This window comes from Commensalibacter intestini A911 (genome assembly GCF_000231445.1).
GTDB classification, from domain to species: domain Bacteria; phylum Pseudomonadota; class Alphaproteobacteria; order Acetobacterales; family Acetobacteraceae; genus Commensalibacter; species Commensalibacter intestini.
Window position 1 is genome coordinate 213,358 of sequence record NZ_AGFR01000007.1, and the last position, 22,729, is coordinate 236,086.

At 34.6% G+C, this 22,729-nt stretch carries 21 protein-coding genes, 1 other RNA gene and 1 pseudogene; 11 read left to right on the forward strand and 12 right to left on the reverse strand.

Translation table 11 applies throughout. From position 1 onward, the window contains the following. Nucleotides 1-7: 7 nt before the first annotated feature. The 7 genes from CIN_RS06090 to CIN_RS06115 all read right to left on the reverse strand — a co-directional run bounded on the left by CIN_RS06090 (nucleotide 8) and on the right by CIN_RS06115 (nucleotide 9,572). Nucleotides 8-997 carry an alcohol dehydrogenase catalytic domain-containing protein gene (locus tag CIN_RS06090; RefSeq protein ID WP_008854192.1) on the reverse strand — a complete coding sequence of 330 codons (990 nt, stop codon included), beginning with the start codon at nucleotides 995-997 and terminating at the stop codon, nucleotides 8-10. Between the two features lie 113 nt (nucleotides 998-1,110). Beyond that, nucleotides 1,111-3,381: a Hint domain-containing protein gene (locus tag CIN_RS11435; RefSeq protein ID WP_050798370.1), complete on the reverse strand. Its 2,271-nt coding sequence runs from the start codon at nucleotides 3,379-3,381 to the stop codon at nucleotides 1,111-1,113. A gap of 155 nt (nucleotides 3,382-3,536) precedes the next feature. Beyond that, entirely contained in the window at nucleotides 3,537-3,677 is a 141-nt protein-coding gene (locus CIN_RS11890; protein WP_008854194.1) for a hypothetical protein, read from the reverse strand. A gap of 24 nt (nucleotides 3,678-3,701) precedes the next feature. Continuing rightward, a complete protein-coding gene (thyX, locus tag CIN_RS06100; protein ID WP_008854195.1) occupies nucleotides 3,702-4,628 on the reverse strand; it encodes an FAD-dependent thymidylate synthase in 927 nt (308 codons plus the stop codon). A 77-nt stretch (nucleotides 4,629-4,705) separates the two neighbouring features. Continuing rightward, nucleotides 4,706-6,079 (reverse strand): hypothetical protein, encoded by a 1,374-nt coding sequence (locus tag CIN_RS06105; protein ID WP_139016960.1) that lies wholly within the window; start codon nucleotides 6,077-6,079, stop codon nucleotides 4,706-4,708. Between the two features lie 218 nt (nucleotides 6,080-6,297). Beyond that, nucleotides 6,298-8,052, reverse strand: a complete 1,755-nt coding sequence (locus tag CIN_RS06110; protein WP_008854197.1) for a hypothetical protein — start codon at nucleotides 8,050-8,052, stop codon at nucleotides 6,298-6,300. Nucleotides 8,053-8,162: 110 nt separating this feature from the next. Next, entirely contained in the window at nucleotides 8,163-9,572 is a 1,410-nt protein-coding gene (locus tag CIN_RS06115; RefSeq protein ID WP_008854198.1) for a hypothetical protein, read from the reverse strand. 135 nt (nucleotides 9,573-9,707) lie between these two features. Here CIN_RS06115 and ssrA point away from each other — a divergent pair. The 6 genes from ssrA (at nucleotide 9,708) to queA (ending at nucleotide 14,160) form a co-directional block, all read left to right on the forward strand. Then, nucleotides 9,708-10,011: a transfer-messenger RNA gene (gene ssrA / locus CIN_RS11680) on the forward strand. Nucleotides 10,012-10,043: 32 nt separating this feature from the next. Next, entirely contained in the window at nucleotides 10,044-10,607 is a 564-nt protein-coding gene (locus tag CIN_RS06120) for an SspB family protein (RefSeq protein ID WP_008854199.1), read from the forward strand. A gap of 329 nt (nucleotides 10,608-10,936) precedes the next feature. Then, nucleotides 10,937-11,539, forward strand: coding sequence for an NAD(P)H:quinone oxidoreductase (gene wrbA, locus CIN_RS06125; protein WP_008854201.1), 603 nt, complete (start codon nucleotides 10,937-10,939; stop codon nucleotides 11,537-11,539). 386 nt (nucleotides 11,540-11,925) lie between these two features. Continuing rightward, nucleotides 11,926-12,144 carry a hypothetical protein gene (locus CIN_RS06130; protein WP_040364037.1) on the forward strand — a complete coding sequence of 73 codons (219 nt, stop codon included), beginning with the start codon at nucleotides 11,926-11,928 and terminating at the stop codon, nucleotides 12,142-12,144. Nucleotides 12,145-12,249: 105 nt separating this feature from the next. Then, the gene (locus CIN_RS11895; protein WP_170314036.1) at nucleotides 12,250-12,405 is read left to right on the forward strand and encodes a hypothetical protein; all 156 of its coding nucleotides are present in this window, start codon (nucleotides 12,250-12,252) and stop codon (nucleotides 12,403-12,405) included. A 705-nt stretch (nucleotides 12,406-13,110) separates the two neighbouring features. After that, entirely contained in the window at nucleotides 13,111-14,160 is a 1,050-nt protein-coding gene (gene queA, locus CIN_RS06140) for a tRNA preQ1(34) S-adenosylmethionine ribosyltransferase-isomerase QueA (protein WP_008854203.1), read from the forward strand. A gap of 9 nt (nucleotides 14,161-14,169) precedes the next feature. Here the strand turns inward: queA and CIN_RS06145 are convergent, their stop codons facing one another. The 3 genes from CIN_RS06145 to CIN_RS06150 form a co-directional block, all read right to left on the reverse strand. Next, nucleotides 14,170-14,646, reverse strand: coding sequence for a hypothetical protein (locus CIN_RS06145; protein WP_008854204.1), 477 nt, complete (start codon nucleotides 14,644-14,646; stop codon nucleotides 14,170-14,172). A 90-nt stretch (nucleotides 14,647-14,736) separates the two neighbouring features. Continuing rightward, nucleotides 14,737-14,904 (reverse strand): hypothetical protein, encoded by a 168-nt coding sequence (locus CIN_RS11900; protein WP_170314037.1) that lies wholly within the window; start codon nucleotides 14,902-14,904, stop codon nucleotides 14,737-14,739. Further along, nucleotides 14,905-15,123 (reverse strand): hypothetical protein, encoded by a 219-nt coding sequence (locus tag CIN_RS06150; RefSeq protein ID WP_139016961.1) that lies wholly within the window; start codon nucleotides 15,121-15,123, stop codon nucleotides 14,905-14,907. 239 nt (nucleotides 15,124-15,362) lie between these two features. Between CIN_RS06150 and CIN_RS06155 the strand changes: the two genes are divergently transcribed. Next, nucleotides 15,363-16,730, forward strand: coding sequence for an amino acid permease (locus CIN_RS06155; RefSeq protein ID WP_008854206.1), 1,368 nt, complete (start codon nucleotides 15,363-15,365; stop codon nucleotides 16,728-16,730). 94 nt (nucleotides 16,731-16,824) lie between these two features. Here CIN_RS06155 and CIN_RS06160 read toward each other — a convergent pair whose 3' ends face one another. Both CIN_RS06160 and CIN_RS06165 read right to left on the reverse strand, forming a co-directional pair. Further along, the gene (locus CIN_RS06160; RefSeq protein WP_008854207.1) at nucleotides 16,825-17,697 is read right to left on the reverse strand and encodes an arginase family protein; all 873 of its coding nucleotides are present in this window, start codon (nucleotides 17,695-17,697) and stop codon (nucleotides 16,825-16,827) included. Nucleotides 17,698-17,722: 25 nt separating this feature from the next. Further along, entirely contained in the window at nucleotides 17,723-18,322 is a 600-nt protein-coding gene (locus CIN_RS06165; RefSeq protein WP_008854208.1) for a TetR/AcrR family transcriptional regulator, read from the reverse strand. Nucleotides 18,323-18,481: 159 nt separating this feature from the next. On the opposite strand from CIN_RS06165, the pseudogene tgt reads away from it, so the two are divergent. The 4 genes and pseudogenes from tgt to CIN_RS06185 all read left to right on the forward strand — a co-directional run bounded on the left by tgt (nucleotide 18,482) and on the right by CIN_RS06185 (nucleotide 22,488). Beyond that, nucleotides 18,482-19,625: pseudogene (tgt, locus tag CIN_RS06170) on the forward strand (tRNA guanosine(34) transglycosylase Tgt). A gap of 265 nt (nucleotides 19,626-19,890) precedes the next feature. Next, nucleotides 19,891-20,295: a hypothetical protein gene (locus tag CIN_RS06175; protein ID WP_040364038.1), complete on the forward strand. Its 405-nt coding sequence runs from the start codon at nucleotides 19,891-19,893 to the stop codon at nucleotides 20,293-20,295. 38 nt (nucleotides 20,296-20,333) lie between these two features. Continuing rightward, nucleotides 20,334-20,744, forward strand: a complete 411-nt coding sequence (locus CIN_RS06180; protein ID WP_280985064.1) for a hypothetical protein — start codon at nucleotides 20,334-20,336, stop codon at nucleotides 20,742-20,744. Further along, nucleotides 20,710-22,488: a beta strand repeat-containing protein gene (locus CIN_RS06185; protein ID WP_008854210.1), complete on the forward strand. Its 1,779-nt coding sequence runs from the start codon at nucleotides 20,710-20,712 to the stop codon at nucleotides 22,486-22,488. The genes CIN_RS06180 and CIN_RS06185 overlap by 35 nt, the downstream gene beginning before the upstream one ends. Nucleotides 22,489-22,729: the final 241 nt, after the last annotated feature.

Sequence of the window (22,729 nt, forward strand, 5' to 3'; positions counted from 1 at the left end):
TCATTTTTTAATCAATACAAGCAACATATTTCGTGCCATCATTATTTTGCTTTAACCTACTTAATGCTTTTGGTATTTCTTCAAATTGTACTAGATTTATTGGTTGCAAAGACAACTTACGATCCGCAATTTGATTTAATAATTGATGCCCATCTTGCACTAAACGTGCCCATTGCTGGTCACTACCAAAAGCATGTGTCGACGCTAATGCGATTTCGTGAAGCGAAATGCTACTTGTAAAAGCAGGTAATGGTGATTTCTCTATTCTATCTTGGATACAGATTAAATGCCCATAAAAACCAAGTAATGGTGCAATATTAGACGCACTTTTACCACTCACAGTATCATATGCTGCATAAAGAGATTGTCCTGCCAAGTGATTTTGTAAATGAGATTTCCATTTTTTATCATGATAATCAAAAGTTGCAATAACACCTTGCTGATGCAAATTTTGATGATGATACGGACTAGCCGTTACATAAACTTTAGCACCGGCATTGCATAATAACTGCGTTAAAATACTACCAACGCTTCCCCCTGCACCACTCACCAAAACTCTTTCTCCTGCAAGGTTAGGTGCTTTTTGAAAAGCTTGCCATGCTGTCAATACAGGGCACGGAAAAGAAGCTGCAGACACACTACTCAACCGATCAGGAACAGCAATTAAGGCACGTCCATCAACGACAGTATGATGACTATAACTGCCATGAAAACGCAAATCTGTATGGTAGGTATATCGAGATCCAATACGAATATGACGCATATTCTTACCAACTGCAACAACAAGGCCCATACCATCCACACCTGGAATTTGGCCTTGCTTCCAATCTTTGCCAAACCCTGACATAAGCTTCCAGTCTACTGGATTTAAACCAACGGCTCTATTTTCAATTAGGACTTGATGATCTGCTAAAGGTTCTATTTGATGAGATGTTAACACCAAATCCAGAGGATTCTCTGAACCATTCCAACTCCATGCTTTGGTTTCAATAAACATGAACTGTTCCTTTAAATATGATTTATTTACCTATAAATATAACCCTTACATATTTTTTTTAAATAACAAACAGTTTAAAAGGAAATCACTTTTATGATTTCCTCTGAATAAATCTATTGATTAACAGCAACATTTTCATATGGTTGAACAAAATATGGCCCGCCTGCTAAAACTTGAACCACTAAAATAGCAGTATCATTATCATTTTTATCCTCCAAACGTATTAATGCATTCCCATTCGTCCAACGATAGGGCCCTTGCTCATTCACATCCCATCCTTGTAAATTAGGCATTACAAAATGATCACTCACCTGACGGACCGCATTTTTTTCTAATATCGTTATATTTCCAACCAACACACCTAAATGACGACGATCATCAACAAAAGACCCAATCACCTCGCTAGGTTTGCTGGTACGAGATACTAATCGCACATTATCAGTTTGAGGAGGAATAACGAAAGAGAAACGTCCTTTTCCTTGATGTGTTGTCTTAATCACCTCCCCTTTATCCGTCACAAGATGTAAATTACTATCTTCTGTGATTTGATGTTCAGCACCTTTATATTCACAACCAAGCTGTTGCGCACGCTCTGTTAACTGTTGATAAATGGGCTCTACAACTTCTCGTGCAACTGTTAATGGATAAGCTGAATCTGCATGCCAATTTTTTTGTTTATTATGAATATCAATAACATTATTGCTTTGTTTGAAATAACGTCTATTCCCTGTATCTAAATAACTTTCAGTCAACATGCCATCCGCAGTAATCACAGAATGATCTTCGGTTTCAATATGATAGTAAGTATATTCTGTAATAGAAGTATCATAGTAAATAGAATAACCATTCACCAACATACGAGCAGGAATAAATTGATCGTTAAAGAATAAACAATGCTCAGCTGTAACCAGTAAATCCTTATAAGGCACCCCCTCAGCAACTGCATTTTTTAATATTCTTACTGGATAGTCCGCTTGATCTTCCAGCAATAAAGGGCAAGCAATAACATGATTATATCCAACCCATGTAATGGCACGATTTTGTGCCCCATCTCTTGTATGTGTAACAACTTGATCACCAACATTCAACTTCTCAACAGCAACTGGACCATTAATCGTATCAATTAAAGTTCCTTCTACAAAACAAACCACATCCTCAGCATCATTTGTAATAGTTGCACCATTATATTGATATACATTTACAGTACTACCCGTTGCGACACCGACATAACTATTATCAAATGTTGAATTCGCATATACATTAATATTTCCTGCACCATCCGCCAAATGAAAACGAGTATTTACACCACTTGGCAAATTCGTTAAATTATAGGTCGCATAAGAACTTCCAGGCTCATAAAAATAATCATTAATTGATGAGCTCCCACTATAAATATTTGTAATTTCAGAAATATAAATATTATTACGCGAAATTCCTGTTGTAGTACTGGAACCAATCCGTAAATAAGTATTAGCCAAAAAAGAATTTTGAATAGTGCCATTATCATAAATGGTCGGCGTAGAATTCCCTGTTATAGTAATCCCATCAACAACTGCCCCAGCGTTAATAGTTAAAGATGAAATTGCAATTAAATTAATTGGCCCTTCAACATTTGTGACTGTTCCATTTGAATTTGAATAAACAGTTTTTCCATCGACAAGGCTGGCTGTCCATGTTCCTCCTGAATAAGATGGATAATCATTTGATAGTGTAAAATTACCATTACTATAATCTGCGTGTGTCTCTTGTGCGATCACAGAAGATCCATATGAAGATCCTCCATAAACACGAAAAGTTTGATATCCTGTTGTAGGAGCGCTCGCATTATGAGCACTAATATTTGGAAAATTTGGATTTAATACAGTAACATTTGTTGCCGTAGAAATACTGCTCGTTTTACTGGATGTTGTAAACGTAGTCGCCGTACCAGAAGGGAGTTGTGATAAGTTCAACGTGCCGCTGGTGCTACCTGTTGTGCCTGGATTGTAAAAGGTATCATTATCCGATTCAGATCCAGAACTGAATGTTACCGCTTCTGCTACATAATTGTTAGAAGAAGATATTCCACCACTAGCAATCGTTACTTTGCCATTAAATATATCGGAGTTCTCTAAGGTGCCACCTGTTTGCACAGTAATCGTTGGTGATGAGTTACTAGAGCTTCCCACGACAACTGCATTATCAACAACAGCACCCGCAGCAACAATCAGATTAGCACCAATTAAATTAACTGGACCATCAATCGTTTGTGTGCCATCAGAACTAATATAGACTGTTTTACCATCCTGTAACGTTGCAGTCCATGTTCCTCCAACCAAACAAGCATAATCATTAGTAATAACTACATTGCTAAAATCGGTTTCTTGATTAATATAATTTGACATTTTCATTACCTAACTTTTTCACAATGTTTGTTAAAACACCGTATTGAACACCTGTTAGGTATTGATATGTGATGATATTTTTAAATTTCAAGAAAAGATGTATTTTATATGCATAAAAATATACATGATTATAACAATGAAATTAATAAATAAATTTATTTAGAAGAAGGAGGCATAGCTTGATGAAAATACTCTTTATCTGCGTTTAAATCCCGCCCAACAGGGAAAAACCACATGCCAACCGTAACAATTACAAAGAGTAAAATAATCGCGCCACCGTAAATAATTTTTTGCATGTGTTTTTCCTAATATTTTTTAAACTATTTTTGTTGATAAGGGGCTAACATTTGCATCATCTCGGTCCACTCTCTTTTTGTTAAACCACTATCAGCTTGCTCTATTGCTTCGCCGTTTAACATTCTTCCAAGAACTTTCATCATTGACGCAGAAAAAGTCACAGCACCACGACGATAATCTTCGAATGCTTCACAAGCAATTGGCACCCATGCTTGAAGCGTTTTTAACATTGCTTCAGCATAAACTCTTATTTCATATTGGGCATGAGGATCAATACGTAATTGTAAAAAATGGAATAAATTATGTAAATTAATTTTCCAGTACCATTGACTATAACTATTTAACGTTAAGTTCATTCTGGCCAATTCACGCGCTAATCCATAGCCACCTTCTTCAGCTGGATTCAGCATCGTTTCATAGTTGTCATAACATTGTTGCGCATCTTGTTTTAACAAATTAATAACAGCAGCAGCCTGTTCAGAAGATAAAACATCTCCTCTTCCTTGATTATTAATCTTACTTTGTGCTGCCAAAACCTCTGGCTCAGGAATATAAAATTCACGATCCATAATCGAATAACGTGCAGAATATTCATTCACACTTGCAGTACGATGACGTATCCATTGACGTGCTACAAAAATAGGTAAACGCACATGATATTTAATCTCACACATTTCAAATGGTGTTGTATGATGATGACGCATCAAATAACGAATTAATCCACGATCTTCAGAAACTTTTTTTGTTCCTGCGCCGTAAGAAACACGTGCCGCCTGAACAATAGAAGAATCATCCCCCATATAATCAACCACACGAACAAACCCATGATCTAATACAGGTAACGCTTTAAATAGCATTGCCTCTAACCCAGGAGATACAGGGCGCTTTGTAGGTATTTGAAGATTAGACTGAGATTCTATTTCTGCTTGTTGTTCTGCTGTAAGAGGCATGTTCATTCCACTCTATTTAAAAATAAAAACGCAAAAAGGCATTTCTTTATAAACCACAAACACAGTCATGATAAGAACTAATTTTTAGACACGGCTGTGATTGTCATATTATTCTGATTGATTAACTTAAAAAATTCTATGAAATTCATATTCAATAATGTGTTAACACGCTCTGATGTATCAAATACGATCGACAATCGCATCATATGCTTGGGGTTTTGTAATATATCAGCCAGAGCAGTATAAAGTTGACGATCCAACTCAAAATCTTTTCCTTTAGAAAAATCAATAAACTTTCTTAAGGTATCATCATAAACTTGTTTTTCAGTTTGACCTGAAGTCTTAGCCAAAATAGAGAAAATACGCTTCTTCAATCCTGCATCGTAGACAGATAATGTCATTGATTTTAATAAAACACTTTCTGACCAATTAACCGTATAAGGATTAAATATTTTTTGGTCAATATAAAAGCGACTTTGTAAATAAAGACCCAGAAAATCATAACCAAAATAATTTAGTTTATGCAAAGCAAACAATGAATCTTTAGAGTAATACGTAAAATTAGAGTGAAACGCTCCATTAATATGTGTATATCCTAGCCTTTTTAAATATTCAGAAAAAAGGCTAAAAGAGGATAAAAGGTCATAATCCATCTTATCCACTAAAATTTCTCCATCCCAAGTTGTATCCTGTCGTGAAAGATGAAGATTTAACTGACCAATAGATAACCGCTGCTGATGCGCACGAAAACCAACCACTCCATAAGCTTTTAAGAAAAAATTAGTGCTGGTAAAAAATGAAGAAAAAAATTCTTTTTCATTAAATTTCTGATCATTAGACATCTCCAAAACCAGCTGGTCAAAATGAAGCGCATCTAAAGAGGCTGATTGACCTACTTTAATCTGAGGAGCAATATCTAAATTATAAAAAATATATGGTCTATTCTTTGCAGAACCTACCCGAGAGATCTTCCAGCTTCCTAAACGTAATTTTCCCCATTGCGTATAAAAATACGCTCCCTTCATATTTCCTTGATCAAAAGAAATATTCCAAATGTCTGATAATGATAGACCTGCCTTTTGATTGGCTATATTTAAAGTCGGAATAGTTAGATTGCTAAATGCTAAAACGGCAACCGATGCAGTTAAAGACGAAGATTTAATCGCAATATCTTCAATATTTAAATTACTAAGGTTATGACTATCTTTTGGTATTGCCGAGATTTTGCGAATAGTAATTTCTGTATTATTTGATAAAGACAGTTTAATATTATCCACTACAACAGATTGTGTCAGCCAATTAATATGAGCATCTGAATAAGAATAATGCCCTTTAGCACCAACAATTTGCTGTAATCTACCTTGTACATGTAACAAAGCACTTTGCGCATGAGAATGAGCAACTTGGTATCCTTTTACCCCCACCCACACAAAGAGCGAGAGAATCACCAATATCAATAATAACTTTTTTTTCATGCTGTTGGTAAAATTCACAATTCAATAAAACTATTTATTGCTTTTCTTTATAGACCATAAAGCAAAAAAACAAGAAAACAAAAATTTATTTTATATCCCCTTTATTATCTAAATACATACTCTATTCAATATAAAAAAAGCCATCTCACCATTAAAAAGAGATCACTTTAATATATAAAGGAACAATTTTATACTTAGTTTACTGGCTCTGCTTTGATATGCATGTTAAGCAAATCAAAAGTTTCTTGTTCATTTCTTCCTGCTAAACTAGCCCCATTCAACGGCGATGTTGGAATAGAAGTCAATTTAATTTCTGTTTTTTGCGGGTCTTGCACCCATTGATTGGCTGCTTTTATAACCTCTCCAGCGAAAGTAGGACTCATTGTTTCCAAATATACAGAGCCTGCTTTTACAGAATTAACAATGTTTTTCTTTACTTCCTCTTCACTAATACCTTGCTCTTGACTGACCTGTTGAATAAATTTTTCTATAAACCCTGTACTTTTCATAGTCAGTGTAAATTCTCTAAATTTTACATCTGGATTTTGTAAATTATCTACAAGATTATTATAATTCAAATTAACAGGTATATTCGCTTTAAATGTTGCACTGACCTGTCCAATATCTTTAAATAATAATTGATCCAGTGATAAGGAAAGTAATTTTGTCTGTAATTGATATTGCTCTCTTAATATTCCTGAAACAAAAATAACTTTATATCCCAAATCAGTAAGAATTTGTGTATTGGAATAATCTTTTGGTAAAGTAAAAGTAAGATTATCTAAACTATAAATCGCTTGCCTTTCTCCTTGTTGGTGCACTTCTACATTCGCTTTAATTGAGCCCAATGAAATCTGAGCATCACCAAAAACTGATTTTAAATCTGTAAGACTTATATTCGCTTTTTGTGCATTCTCTTGCTGTATATAGTCTTTTTGCATAGCAAGGAAACTTGCCATGAATAAATCGTAATTCGTATAATTTAAATTTTGATAAATTCGATCAATCAAAGAAAAGTCAACACCATTTACATCCAATGACGCCAATTTAAAATAATTATTCCCGCCAAACCCATCAACCAAAGAAAAACCTTTTAATGATTGATCGGACTGCCGTCCAAAACCATAATTTTTCATATCATAATGGGCTAATTTTAGAGTTCCAATATACTGTTTTTTATATTGCAATTGGTCAATACTAAATAAATCAAATTTTAATTTTGCAAAAGTTTCAGAGTATCGTTTCATTAACTCTTGCGTAGAAATCGTATAAATATCATTATTATTAAATAATGCTTCTTGATCTTGCGACATCTCAGCAAGATTAACTTGGTTCAGTGTGATTGCTGACAATTTAAATTTATCAGAACCCGCTGTTATCAAAAAATCTTTTAAAGTAATATCAGTCTTTTTACTCAATCCATAATTCGTCATTTGATATTGAGCAATTTTAAAATTAGAGTGACTTCCTTCACGATATTCAAAATTTTGAATATTAAGCAAATCAAAACTGATTTTTGAAGGGTAAAGTTTTTTAATAGCCCCATTTCCAATGACAATCCAGCCGGCTTCTGCCTTAGCATCTTCTAACTCTAAATGCTCCACAGTTACATCATTGTCATCACTTCCGTCTTCTTTGATAGCAACTTTATCTACAATGAATTTAGGTAAACTATTTCCTAAACCAAAGATAATATCCACTTTATCTGCACTATAAGTTATACCGTCATCATCCTTAAAAACCACTTTATCCATAGTAACATCTTGAGAAAAAATACTTATATGGTGATTGGCATACGTTAATGTTGATCCTGGTAAAGCACTCTTAATCAAATTAATATTTTCTTGAAATTTTTGCTCGGCTTGTTGAGCAACATAATAATACCCTCCTCCACCGACAGCCCCCATACCAACAATAACAACAGCACTAATAATCGTGGCTTTACTCATCGACAACTACCTTAAAATATAACTCATAAAGATCATATTGCATAAAAAAGCTGTAAGAAGAATATTCTTACAGCTTTAAAATAGCCTATATCATTGAATGATCAACAATATTATTTTGCGTCTTGTGTTGTTACTTTTAATTGTAAAGCATTAAAAATATCAGATTGAGATTTGCCCATTAACTCCATTGCAGTAACTGGAGTAGCAGGATTAACTTCGATAACAAGAGATTTTGTAGGATTATTAATCAAATCAAGGATTGCTTCATCACCTTGTTTTTCTACTGTTGTTGTAGAATTCTGTGCATCTTCCTTAATCGTTGCGATCATTTGTTGTTTAACTTGATCTGCAGTCACTGTTTTATTCGCTGTTGCATCTGAAGAAGATTGACTTTGTTTTTTAGCAGCACTTTCAAAGATTTTTTGGAATAAACCTTGATCATGTAACACAACTTTTAAAGCAATTAACTTATAGGATGCAAGTAACTCTTGAGGATTTACCGTGGAAATATCTTCAGGCGCATTAAATTTCAAATCAGCATTCAGACTACCCATATCTTTGATGGTCAAACTAAATGGTGTAAATGCCCATTGTTGTTTCGCTTTATCATAAGTTGCTGAGATGTTTCCAGAGGCATCAATTTGATCATACCCGATTTGAGCTAGAGGATATAATCTTATGTTATGAGCTGTTCCAATTTTAAATCCAGAAAACACACCAGAACTTTTTAGATCACCACTGGCAGCGACAGAATTTTCTGTTTCAAATTTAGCAAGCGACCAAGTTTGACCAGCTAAATTCGCAGATAACCCTTCTAAAGTTGCTTTTGCAGGCTGACCAGGAAGCGTTTTAGGAGATTGTTTTTGCTCTATTTGAGCAGCAATCTCTGCAACATTCAGCCCATCAATCTGAGCTTGATCTAATTTCAAAAATTCTTGGCCATCAGCACTTGCTTTAAGTTCTAACTGTTTTAAAACTTGATTAGAGTTCTGCTTTAAACCGTAATTTTTTAATTCATATTGACCAACAGTAATACCTGTTTTATCTGGCCCTATCGCACTAAAATTCTGAATATTTAATAAATCAAAACTGACTTTAGAAGGGAAAACTTGAGTGATTTTACCATTTTCAATAACAATTGCCCCAGCACCAACAGCGATATTTTTTGCATCAACATGTGCAATATCAATTGTACCACCTTCAAAAGCTGTATGGAACTTATCAACAGAGATATCTCCTACTTTATCAGCAGAAACACCACCAATGATAACCGTATCAGCGGTATATTCCTGCCCTTTTCCATCTTTAAAAATTACTTTATGCAAAGTAGCAGATTGCGAAAATGGACTTACGCTGTGGCTTTCATATTTAATAGAAGATCCCGGCATTGAATTTTCTGCCAACTGAATTGCATTCGTTAGCTCTTGCTCTGCCTTGTTAGACGCATAATAATATCCGCCTCCACCAACAACACCAATACCAATAATAACAACAGCACCAACAACCGCGGCTTTACTCATTAAAATTATCCTTTAATAAACGAAATTAGCTTTATTATAATTACAGTTTGTATATAAGCAATAACCCCATAGAAAAAAAGGATTATAACTCTTTATATCCTAATAAAAACTTAAGTTTTATCTTTTTTTTATTTTTGTCTTTTTTTATTCTATAAAAAACTATATACTACAACTGTTGGTTTACCAACTATGGTAATAAACGGTATATGGAATAAGCGTAGTGGACCCGGGGGCGGTACCCGGCATCTCCACCATTATGGGGATGAAACAGGATCGACACGCGTAGTAAAGATATATTTTTTACTCGGCATTGTACCGCCGTTATCGGGCTTATTTTTACAAATGCCAACGATAATTTCGAGGCACACGCTGTTGCGGCTTAATAGGCCAATGTAACAAGCGCGGCTGAGGGTGCGCCGGGCAACAGAAGCCCCTCACTATGATAAGTTTTATGATAGAGACAGTATATTTATGACAAATTTCAATGATTCTGATAATAACGGTTTTGATGGCAACCCACCAACCATTCTTTTACCTTATCAAGAATGGATTGAATCCGCTTATCGTCATGTTGTGATTAATGCTTTAAAATATGCTGCAACAAATAAACTCCCTGGTAATCATAGTTTCTACATTACTTTTGATACAAACTATCCAGGTTTATCAATTCCAAGTCGCGTAAAAATAAAATATCCAAATGAGATGACAATTGTTTTACAACATCAATTTTGGGATTTGATCGTTGATGAAGATAGTGAGATACTATCTGTAGGTTTGTCTTTTGGAGGCGTCCCTACAACCTTAATTATCCCTTTTGGTGCGATCTCTGCGTTCTCCGATCCAGAGGCTAAATTATTATTAAATTTTACAATCGTTCCTCCCCCTATTTCTGCTGTTGATAATATGCATTTAGTTGAGGAAACAGATCACTCGACTGCAGATACCTCCACAGAGACAACGAATAATACGGACACTTCAAATAAAGAAGATGCACAAGTCATTAGCCTAGATGCTTTTCGTAAAAAAACTGATTAGTTTATAGTTTTATATTCATAATTATAAATTACAGATAGTAATATGTATTTGTTTTATAATTTTTTTAATAAAGCAATGGTAAATTATAATGTATCTGAAATACAAGTATCGGAAGGTTATGATATATATCCAACTGATTTATCACAATTAGGTTTAAGCTAAGACCTGACCTACTAATAAGTAACTCTAATTCTAACACATAAACTAATTGTTTTATTTATTCACCTCACACTATCAGTTTAAAATCTTTTTATAAAACAACCCATTATCATTCTCTTAATATTCGATATGATGACAGTTAATACTTATTCAACATGAAGGAAAATATTATGTCAGCTCGTATCTTAGTTTTATATTACTCTACCTATGGTCATATTGAAACAATGGCTTATGCAATCGCAAAAGGCATTGAGGCAACAGGTGCTACCGCAGTTGTTAAACGCGTTCCAGAAACCGTTCCAGAAGATATTGCAAAAGCTAATCATTTCAAACTAGATCAAGCTGCTCCAATTGCAACACCAGCTGAACTTGCTGAATATGACGGAATTATTCTTGGTACAGGCACACGCTTTGGAAGACTTTCTTCTCAAATGGCAAGTTTCCTTGATAAAACTGGTGGCTTATGGGCTCAAGGTGCATTAATTGGTAAAGTCGGTGCTGCATTTACCAGCACAGGATCACAACATGCAGGTCAAGAACTTACATTAATGTCGTTAATCACAAATTTAATGCATTATGGAATGACAATTGCAAGCTTCCCATTCTCTTTTGCTGGACTAGCTGAAATCAATGAAGTTTCAGGTGGCACGCCATATGGTGCATCAACAATTGCTGGGCCAGATGGTTCTCGTGCTGTTTCTCAAAATGAGTTAAACGGTGCAGAATTCTTTGGTAAACATGTGGCTGAAGTAACAAAGAAAATCGCTTCTTAATTTTACTACAATCTGATATTCATTCCGCTTTAAAAGAGTTAACCATACTTATTTAAAGCGGTTTATTTTTAACTAAACAAGACAAAAAATAGGCGCTACACACAAAATAGTAAATATTTTTTATTGACTATCATAAATATAATATTTGTAATAAAGTAGTGTAAACATAAAATGTATGTTTAAAATCAACTGTGCTATTAATACATATTTTGTCAAAAATTTTATATATAAAAATATAAAGATATTTGATTAATCAATCATAATAAACATGCATTTGTTAAAATTTAGCAAAACACTGGATCAACACTAAAGATAATACATAAACAATATTTATATAAGGCATCATAACTATGAATAATCAATAAAGTGATACTATAGAACAAGCAATGCAACAGATAAAAGAGCTAATATCCCCTCTTAGACATGATGGCTTTTTTACAAACACCAAAAAAACAATACCTTACATCAAAGAAAAAGTTGATATTTGGCTTCAAACACACGAAAAAAATATAACTCATAATTTGGAGATTTTACTTACTCCTCAGCAGTATGATCTATCTTGGGTTATCGCTCAAGCCAAGGCTATCTCGCAGTATATAGAATAATATCTGCTTCAACTTAAACATACTAGTTCAAGTGAACAAAATGTAACGAGACTTACACAAAATTTTATCTTTGATTTTATGGATTTAAATTCATGCTTAAGAGCATTGTCTTCTGAAAAAACATTTTTACCATCATTTTATGACCCATCTGAGGAAGATATACTCGCTGATATTAAAAGATCTCAAGAGGTTATGTCTTCAGGCGCTTTTGAGGCAGAAAAACAATCATGTTTTGACGTTAAAAAAAGCCCAATAATGTAAATGTATGAGGAAAAATCAGTCCGTTCTTAATTCGTCATGCAATAGAACTAAAAATTAAACGTAAAATGCTTGGTATAGTAAAGGTTATTAGTAAAAATAAACACGTTTATAAACAAAAAACTATTCAAATCAGGAAATATATTAACTTTATAGGTAATAATGAAAACCTTTTTAATTTACCACAAGATGTAGATATAAAAAAATTCAAATAGTAAATCAATGGTCAAACAATTTTATTCATACTGGTAAATATGAATATTCATGGCATATATACGCCGCTATTTTAGCTATAAAGCCTTTATTTATAATGGAAAAAGATAATGAAAATTACTCCATCGATTCTTTTGATTTTAGAAACAAATCTTTTACCAAAAAACTCGTCATACAAAGGTTCAAAAAGTATTTCGGAAAAAACAAAATCTTTATCCTAAATTAAATATTTCATAAATTTTATGGCGGTCAAATATCTTACTAAGATTTAGCTGTCATAAAGTTGTTAAATAATTTCGCTAACTTTATTGTAATACGCATAGTCTGTATTAAAAAAAAGAAGAGCAAACCTATTCCATACATCAATAAAAATATATAATTCATTTTCTATCCTCTTAACGTCGTTATAAGCAAAATCATCTATTGATTAATTTCAAGCATTCGTTATCTATAAACATATTCGCTTTTCCTTATATGACCAATGGATAATCTGAGATGACTGACCAAACTGCTGATTTTGATTTTGATTTACCAGAAACATGTATTGCACACCAACCAATGCGTCCAAAAGATCTGGCTAAATTATTATATATTCCTACTGGTCAAGCACTCGAAGATAAAATCATCCGTGATCTTCCTTCCTTTTTTCGTAAAGGAGATATCTTAGTCGCGAATGATACCAAAGTCATTCACGCTAAATTATCCGCCATGCGTGGGGCTGCGCATATTGGAATTACGTTAGATCGTCCGATGGGGGATGGGCGTTGGCATGTGTTAATTAAAAACAGTAAAAGATTAAAGCTCGGCGATAAGCTCGACTTTCCTGATGGTCAAGTTTACGCAACGGTCGATGAATTAGAAGATGGTGGCAGTGGCTTTATCCGTTTTAGTGTTGAAGGCGATGCATTCGATCAATGGTTAAGAGATATTGGAACGCTTGCTTTACCCCCTTATATTGAGCGTCCTACAGGCCCTACGGAACAAGACGAAAAAGATTATCATACAATTTTCTCTCATCATCCAGGGGCTGTTGCTGCACCAACCGCTGGGCTACATTTTACAGATCAACTTTTGGCACAATTAGACGAAGTCGGTGTTGAACGTCTGACGTTAACTTTACATGTTGGAGCAGGTACATTCTTACCTGTGCGTAGTGATAATATTAGCGATCATCATATGCATGCAGAGTACGGTATCATTACTCCTGAAGTTGCAGAACGTTTAAATAAAGCCAAAGCGGAAAAACGTCGTATTATTGCAGTTGGCACAACGTCTTTACGATTATTGGAAAGTGCCGTTGATGAGCATGGGGTTATTCACCCTTTTCATAAAGAAACTTCTATTTTTATTCGTCCAGGCTATCGTTTTAAAGCCGTAGATATGCTGATGACCAATTTTCATTTACCTCGATCCACCTTATTTATGCTCGTTTGTGCATTTGGTGGTACGGAAAAAATGCGGCATGCTTATGAACATGCCATCAAAACGGGATATCGTTTTTATTCTTATGGAGATGCTTGTTTAATTGAAAAGGCATCTTTGTAAAAAAGAGAGTTATTTAAGTTTATCAAGATCAACACAGCCCTCTTGTTTTAAACGTTCTATAATCTTCACATATGCTTTCATAACGATTTCCCCTACGGCTTGAGGTGTATTTCCTGTTTCTGTCATACTATTAAAAAAACTAGGATGTTTTAACTGTCTCATCATAATATTTTGTTTCTGCATGAAATCTAAATTAGAATAAGGATCAGTTTGATAATTATTTAGATATTGTTGTTGTTTTTGTTTAATCGTAAAAACAACAGTCATATCCTCTATAATACATTGATTCATTTTTTCATGTGCACTATCTGCATCAACATTTGCATAACAATTTTCAACTATTTTGATTGCATTAGGAATACTATTCTCACAAAAAGCAGGCTTTAAATCATTTGCTGCATCTTGAACGACTTGTTCACCACCTGATTGTGCATGCGCCGTCAATGGAATAACCATCATTGATAAAGCAATAAATATTTTTTTCATTTTATTCTCTCTATATTTTTTATATTCATTAAAGTTAATGGATTAAGTTAGGATTAAAACAATTCTCTTTATGTAACGCTACAGCAACCCTCATCGTATCATTATAAAGCTTTTTATACATAACTTCTGATGATGCATTTTCATAGGCATAAGAATTCTGTATTTAATTAATCGCACTTGCAGATTATCAGGATCAACAAAATCATTTCCAGCATAAGGCTCTGGCAATCCTTGAGCTGCGGCTCTCTTTCTCTTCATTTACACTAAACCACTCACAGTGAAATCTTCTATGACACACTGATTAGTTTTATTGATCGTTGCATCTTGTGTATTTTGATAACAATCTTGTGCTATTTGAATAATTTTACTCAAATTATTATGACATAATGCTGGTTTTAACGCTTCAGCCGCTTTCTGAATAATTGTATCTGACACTTCGGTTTGTGCATTAGCCATGCATGGTAACAATAGTATCATGACCAAACCAAATATTTTGCTTATTAGTTCATCATATCCATAAATAATCTTTTTTCAAACGATCCTCACCATAACATATGTTTTTTTGTAAGGTGAATATCTTTCATAAACTTGTCATGCACAGTATAAAAACGACAGTCAGAAATGATTTAATCATTCAAAAAGCATTTGCTTTTATTTTACTTAAAAATATTTTATGAGTAGTTACAATTTTATGCTTACTGTCAAGGAGTCTTGTATTGGTAGAAAATAAATTAAAAAAAGGGCTAAGTAAACGGCATGTCTTTTTTATTGCATTTGGCTCAGCTATTGGTACAGGGCTTTTTTATGGTTCAGCTGCAGCAATTAAATTAGCAGGCCCTAGTGTTTTATTCGCGTATTGTATCGCAGGCGCCGCAGTATTTATGGTCATGCGTGCTTTGGGTGAAATGGCGTTACATACTCCTGCTGCAGGTTCCTTTGGATATTATGCCACCACTTTTATCAGCCCTTTGGCAGGGTTTATCACTGGATGGACATATGTTTTCGAAATGGCATTAGTTTGTCTCACCGACATTACTGCCTTCGCCACGTATATGGATTTCTGGTATGTCGGCGTTTCTCCATGGATTTGGACGTTAGGCATTACCTTAATTATTACAGCGATTAATCTTGCTGCGGTTAAAATTTATGGCGAGTTAGAATTCTGGTTATCTGTTGTAAAGATTGTTGCTATTATTGCGATGGTTTTAGCAGGTGTTATCATTTTAACTTATGGATTAAATTACTCTCATCATGCTTCAGCAGGGCTTCATAATTTATGGTCTAATGGAGGGTGGATGCCCAATGGTTGGTTTGGATTAATCGCTTCTTTTAGTGTCGTTGTCTTTGCTTTTGGCGGTATTGAAATTATTGGTTTGACCGCGATTGAAACCAAAAACGCTGAAAAGAATATTCCTAAATCCATCAATGCTATTCCATTTCGCATACTACTTTTTTATATTATGACCTTAACCATGTTAATGTCGATCTATCCTTGGGATAAAATTGGACTTGAAGGCAGCCCTTTTGTGACGATTTTCAATAGTATTGGCATTAAATCTGCTGCTAATATTTTCAATGTTGTTGTCATTACTGCTGCAATCTCTGCAATTAACAGTGACATGTACGGTGCCAGTCGCATGATGTATGGTTTGGCACAAGAAGGTCAAACTCTAAAACGCTTAAATTATATTTCTAAAAACGGCACTCCAATTAGCGCTGTATTTGTGATGTTTTTAGCCTTGCTCGTCGGTGTTGTTTTAAATTATTTTTATCATGAGGGGTTATTCTTTTTCATCGCTGCTATGGCAACTTTTGCCACAGTTTTAGTTTGGTTAATGATTTTACTTTCTCAAGTTTACATGCGTATGAAATTACCCAAAGACCAAATTGCTACTCTTAAATACCCAGTTCCGTTTTGGCCACTTGGCCCTATTCTAGCAATTCTATTTATGATTTTTATCATTGTCGTGATTGGAATAGTACCAGAAACACGTGTAGCTCTTTGGATAGGATTGATATGGGTTATATTCTTAGTTGGTTGTTACTATTTATCCCAAGTGATGAATAAGAAAAAAGCTGTTTAATGATAGATCCGATAGCTAAGAAATTTTATATCTCTTAGCTATCTAGAATTTGGCCTCATTAAATTTATTTATAATCACCCAACATTTTAGATCTTTACTCTTTTAAAATTGGAATCTGTTCCAGCATTTCTTGTAAATGAATAGCATCCCAAGGCATATGCTCTGTAATTCCCAGACCTACAATCTCCGTCAATGGAAGAATATCTTGTATTACTCTGGTTAATTCAGGAATTGTCATCGCACCTTGCGCAACACCATCAAATATCTTTGGATCTTGATAAGGGTTGGCAAATAATAACGAACGAAATAAAGAAGCATTTAACACATCTAAATCGATATGAATAAAAAGTTTGCTAATTTGCTCTTCTTTAATCCATTCTATGACAGAGTTGCTACTTTTTGATAACTCTTTTGGGCCGACATGACGCAATCCTAGACGCTGAATAACCTCTGTTTCATATGCCATTGTTTCTTGTAAACCACCCAACATGACCTTCTTCGGATTGAGTTTAACAGGAACTTTTTCAGCAAAAGCAGGATCTCCCTCACCTAGCAAGTTTCCCAAAACCATTGCATGCTCATGTTGAAAGTCTTTAGGAGTTGTCACATCTGTGTGTGCATCCATCCATAATACACCTAAATTTCCATCATAGATTTGATTTAAATAACTAATCGGTGCTTGCTCAACCAAACAATCTCCACCAAATACAACAATTTTCTGTGGGTGATGCTGATGAATAATCGTTGTTGCGTCTTCTAATTGTTTTAACAAAGCACTCTGTTCAATAATCCCATTTTCTTTTTTAATACTTGTTGAGTGATAGGGGTCAATCGGAACTTCTATAGTCGGATGACTTCCTTTAGGAGCAAGCCATTCCAATAAGCGGGCTCCTAAAGAATAAGCAGGATTATTTCCACCACCTTGCCATTGAGGCATTAACAAACGCAATGTTTTTATTGCTGACATTATTCTATTCCTTCTGATTTATATATTATTGTTTCTTTGCCCCTAGAGCTTTTCGGATCAGTGTTTCAAAGACAGGAAGTTGTCGTTCTAAATCAATATTCGGATCATAAGCAGTTCTAGCAATTAACCCATCCACCACTGCATAAATCCAAATTGATACAGTTTCTAGATCGCCATGAGCATCAACTTGCCCTAATTCAATCGCTTTTTTTAAAAGATTTATAAAAGCTTCTCGCATGATTTTATCACTGGCCAGAAAAGCAGAACGAACCGTAGAATTTCGAGTTGCTTGTGCTAGAATTTCCGTCCACAACCGATGATCAATGGGATAAGAAACATCTCGAATACACTCCATTAAAGTTGCTAGTAAAACATCAAAAGAAGGTGCATTCACCAAAGCATTTTGTAGCTTCTTAGCAGCACTCATATGATCTTCAATAATAATGTAAAGAAATAACTCTTCTTTATTCGTGAAGTGCACGTAAATACTGCCTTGGCTAATTTGTGCAGCTTTGGAAATATCTGAAATTGAACAGCCTTCATACCCTTTCTCTGCAAAACATTTAGCCGCATTGACAATGATCTTTTGCCGTGTATCCGCTTTTTTCTCTTGATGATGAACCATAATACTCTTTATCATTTAATGAATGAACGATCACTCATTAAATGATAAGAACAACATAAAATAAAGTCAAGCACCATTAAACTTAAAATTATCCTTTCATTTCAAGTCATAGATTTATATAACCAATTTATTCTGTTCACTTTGTTAAAATGATTCATAATGACCGAACCAAAATTCCACTGGACTAAACAAGCTCAACATCATAATGCCCGTGCTGGAACTTTACATACAGCACATGGCGATGTGCAAACACCAACGTTTATGCCAGTTGGCACAGCTGGAACCGTCAAAGCAATGACGATGGATGCAGTACGTTCAACGGGTGCTGGGATTGTATTAGGAAACACCTATCACCTCATGTTACGTCCTGGTGCAGAGCTCGTGCATGAATTGGGTGGATTGCATAAATTTATGGATTGGTCTGGCCCTATTTTAACGGACTCAGGTGGATTTCAAGTCATGTCTTTGGGCGATCTCCGTAAACTTGATGAAGATGGTGTGACGTTTAGATCTCATATTGATGGCTCTGCACACCGATTAACGCCTGAAAGTTCTACAGATATTCAGTATCTACTTGATGCTACGATTACTATGTGTTTTGATGAGTGCCCTGCTCTACCTGCCTCTTATGAAACCATTAAAAAGTCGATGCAATTATCGATGCGTTGGGCAGAGCGTTCTCGCAATCAATTTAAAAATCGTCCTGGTTATGCTCAATTTGGCATTGTGCAAGGTGGCATTGAGCCTGACCTACGTGCGGAAAGTGTCGAAGCATTAACCAATATTGGATTTGAAGGTTATGCTGTGGGTGGATTGGCTGTAGGAGAGCCTCAAGAACAAATGTTCTCTACCCTTGATTTTACCACACCGTTAATGCCAACCGATAAGCCTCGTTATTTAATGGGTGTTGGAACCCCTGACGATATGTTAGGCGCCATTGAACGAGGCATTGATATGTTTGACTGTGTCATGCCGACCCGTGCAGGACGTACAGCACGTGCTTATACCAGTCGAGGCACGTTAAATATGAAGAATGCTTGTCATATTCATGATCCTCGTCCTATTGATCCAGAATGTGATTGCCCTGCTTGTTCAAAACATAGTCGTGCCTATCTAACGCATTTATTCCGCAGCAAAGAGATTTTAGCAGCAATGCTATTAACATGGCATAATATTGCTTATTACCAACGCTTAATGCGTATTATCCGTCAAGCGATTGTGGATGATAATTTAACAGAAGTCGCAGCAACCCTTCGTGCCAATTGGCAAAAAAGGCGATTGGTCTGTGGATGAATGGAATTAATCTATTTTATCATATGCTAGCAAAAAAGGAGTCTTTATCGTTAATCAGATAAAGATTCCTTTTTTATTTCTATCACTTTTATCTAAGAATATTCATTACATCACAAATACTTATAAAATAAATAATCACTCTCACTAAAGTTTAAAATTATTTTGATATTAAGATAATTAATTCCTTGTAAAATGATTGTAAATAATTTCATCCCCGATATAATTTAATCTATTTCATAAATCATCTCATTGATATTACGAAATTAGGAGCAGTCATGGCTGATTATTCTATAACTTCTGGAGAACGAGTAAGCTCCACTACAATTTCATCTCAAACAGTTACCGTAACAAATAACGGATCTGCTTGGCTTACTACTGTTCTTGATGGAGGCATTCTCAACGTTGAAAATAATGGATACACAAACGTACAATATATCCGCTCTGGTGGAATAGTAAACATCAATAGCAACGGTTCTGCGTATGGTAATTATACGTCTGATCATGCTTCTGTTTGTGTAAATAGTGGAGGATTAGCTTTAGGAAATTATATAAGCTCTGGTGGAAGCATAGATATTCATAATGGAGGCCAAACAAGCATTACTGCTATTTACAATGGTGGTATAATGAATATAGATAATGGCGCAAGCGCTATAACAAACGGTATCTATCTGGTGGCATAATAAATGTTAATGATGGTGGTTCTATAAAGGACACCTCGATTTACAGCACTGCTTCCATGAATGTCTATAGCGGAGCAATTGCTTCTTATACAACATTACGAGAAGGCGCAATTTTAAATCTATATAGTGGTGCTTCTGCTATTCTCACCTCTACTTATTCAGGAGGGACAATCAATGTCAATAGTGGTGCAGTTGCTAGTAACACAGTTATGAGTTATGGCGGTGTAATCAACGTTAACAATAACGCTTTCATTTATAATACACGCATAAATCAAGGTGGTACAATCAATATTAATAGTGGTGCCCTTGCCAATAGCACATTTATAATAAGTGGCGGTGGCCTTATAAACGTTAATAATGGTGGTATAGCCAATAACAACTTTCTCTCACAAGGATCACTAGTTGTTAACAGCGATGCCACAGCAAACCATACTTACTTATATAGCTAAGGGTGCTACGCTCATTGTTAATAATTCTGCTTATACGTTTGATAATACCGCTGTAAACGGCGCTAACATTAGCATTACAAGCGGTGGCTCTGCAAACTATCAATATATTCTATCTGGTGGTAATGCAAGCATCCTTGATGGTGGATCAACAACTAATAATTTTATTTATAATTCCGGTACAATGGCAGTCAGTGGCGGCCTTGCTAATAATAATTATATATCTCGTGGAACATTAAAAGTTTATAGCTCAGGTGTAGCAAACACTAATTATTTATATGTATCTGGTTATTTAATCGTATCAGACGGGGGCTATGCAAAAAATAACTCAACAATCAATGAAGCTAGAATTCTCGTCTATTCTGGTGGTTTTGTAGAAAATAACCATATTGATACAGGCGCTTTATTTGTTTATCAAGGATCTGCCAAGAATAATTATATTAGTGCTAATGGTAATTTAAACATAAGCAATGGTGGTATTGCGGAAAACAACTATATTTATGCCAATGGTGCACTAAATATTTATAGTAACGCAGTTCTCAGTAACACATATATCGCTGCCAATGCTTCATTAACTTTAAATAGTAATGCAAATTGGGGAGCGGATGATTTTTCATCTATTACCATCAATTCTAACGCACAAGTTATTGTAAAAAATGGTGGTATTGTACACGACCTCATTTTATCAGCAAACCAACCTAATCTAACTATCGCTGCTGGTGGATCTGCATCTAATATTCTGATTAATGGTGGAACACTATGTGATAACTCTGCTAACAGTATGAAAAATATTACATTTGGAGATAATGGTGGCACACTTATCTTAAATAATGTCAGTTACGGATTAACACAAAGTTCGCTTTTACAATATAATTTTAATAGTAATGCAATTTTAAGCCTTGGAAGTGGCACAATATTAGACAGCACAATATTATCAACAGGTACTTTAATTGTAGGTGCAAATGCAACCTCATTAAAAAATATTATTAATGGTGCCACTTTAAGTGTTAATTATAGTAGTGCATGGAGCTCTGCAAAACCAAACCTGTATGGTACTTTCTTTGGAAGTAATGGTGGAACTCTTATTATAAACCAAGGAAATATAAACGCTGGAGATTTACTACAACTTAACGCATTAACTTCAAACGTTAATATATCTCTTGCTAGTAGTACAACGTTCCGTGACACTACAATTACATCACAAAAAATCGTAGGAAATAATACCAGTTTTTATAATTTAATTATTAACTCTGGTACAACTTTAAATATGTCCAGTAGTTATGGATCTAACTTGACAGTTAACTCTGGTGCCACAATGACAATGTTTGATACTAGTGGTTACATATTAAATATTGGCTCCGGTGCAAATCTAAATATATCTAATAGTGATTTAAGTAACATTACCATCAGTTCTGGTGTAAACCTAAATATATCTAACAGTTACGTCGATCATATCACGATTAATTCTGGTGTAAATATTAATGCATCCGAACTTTCGATCTATAACTTTTCGATTAGCTCTGGAGTAGATTTAAAATTATACGGCGGTAATGCAGGTAGCTTTACAATTAATACCAGCGGAAAAATGGATGCATATGCTACTTATACAAGCAATTTTACAATTAGTTCCAATGCTACCCTAAACCTATATAATGGGACCATTAGCAATGTTATTATAAATAACGGCTCTCTAAACACTTTTTTGATCATACAAGTAGTGGCTACACACCTTCTATTGCCTCCATAACCATTAATTCTGGAGGCAACGTAAATACCGTCAGCTCTTATATCTCAAATATGGTTCTAAATAGTGGAAACGTCAGTACACTTGAAGGAAATATAACTAACGCTATCATTAATTCGAATAATACTCTTTATGCAAGCAATACAACACTTAATAGTGTAATAATCAACTCCAATGCAAACATTAGTCTAACAAATATCAAAAATATATATCATGCTAACAGTGAATATATAACCATTAACAA

What these genes read in the sequence shown, in the direction of transcription:
- CIN_RS06090 (WP_008854192.1), bottom strand. Translation starts at nt 997, where the DNA reads ATGTTTATTGAAACCAAAGCATGGAGTTGGAATGGTTCAGAGAATCCT.
- CIN_RS06165 (WP_008854208.1), bottom strand. Translation starts at nt 18,322, where the DNA reads ATGGTTCATCATCAAGAGAAAAAAGCGGATACACGGCAAAAGATCATT.
- CIN_RS11435 (WP_050798370.1), bottom strand. Translation starts at nt 3,381, where the DNA reads ATGTCAAATTATATTAATCAAGAAACCGATTTTAGCAATGTAGTTATT.
- CIN_RS06120 (WP_008854199.1), top strand. Translation starts at nt 10,044, where the DNA reads ATGACAAATTTCAATGATTCTGATAATAACGGTTTTGATGGCAACCCA.
- queA (WP_008854203.1), top strand. Translation starts at nt 13,111, where the DNA reads ATGACTGACCAAACTGCTGATTTTGATTTTGATTTACCAGAAACATGT.
- CIN_RS11900 (WP_170314037.1), bottom strand. Translation starts at nt 14,904, where the DNA reads ATGAAGAGAAAGAGAGCCGCAGCTCAAGGATTGCCAGAGCCTTATGCT.
- wrbA (WP_008854201.1), top strand. Translation starts at nt 10,937, where the DNA reads ATGTCAGCTCGTATCTTAGTTTTATATTACTCTACCTATGGTCATATT.
- CIN_RS06160 (WP_008854207.1), bottom strand. Translation starts at nt 17,697, where the DNA reads ATGTCAGCAATAAAAACATTGCGTTTGTTAATGCCTCAATGGCAAGGT.
- CIN_RS06115 (WP_008854198.1), bottom strand. Translation starts at nt 9,572, where the DNA reads ATGAGTAAAGCCGCGGTTGTTGGTGCTGTTGTTATTATTGGTATTGGT.
- CIN_RS06110 (WP_008854197.1), bottom strand. Translation starts at nt 8,052, where the DNA reads ATGAGTAAAGCCACGATTATTAGTGCTGTTGTTATTGTTGGTATGGGG.
- CIN_RS06145 (WP_008854204.1), bottom strand. Translation starts at nt 14,646, where the DNA reads ATGAAAAAAATATTTATTGCTTTATCAATGATGGTTATTCCATTGACG.
- CIN_RS11890 (WP_008854194.1), bottom strand. Translation starts at nt 3,677, where the DNA reads ATGCAAAAAATTATTTACGGTGGCGCGATTATTTTACTCTTTGTAATT.
- CIN_RS06150 (WP_139016961.1), bottom strand. Translation starts at nt 15,123, where the DNA reads ATGATACTATTGTTACCATGCATGGCTAATGCACAAACCGAAGTGTCA.
- CIN_RS06130 (WP_040364037.1), top strand. Translation starts at nt 11,926, where the DNA reads ATGCAACAGATAAAAGAGCTAATATCCCCTCTTAGACATGATGGCTTT.
- CIN_RS06175 (WP_040364038.1), top strand. Translation starts at nt 19,891, where the DNA reads ATGGCTGATTATTCTATAACTTCTGGAGAACGAGTAAGCTCCACTACA.
- CIN_RS06185 (WP_008854210.1), top strand. Translation starts at nt 20,710, where the DNA reads ATGCCACAGCAAACCATACTTACTTATATAGCTAAGGGTGCTACGCTC.
- thyX (WP_008854195.1), bottom strand. Translation starts at nt 4,628, where the DNA reads ATGCCTCTTACAGCAGAACAACAAGCAGAAATAGAATCTCAGTCTAAT.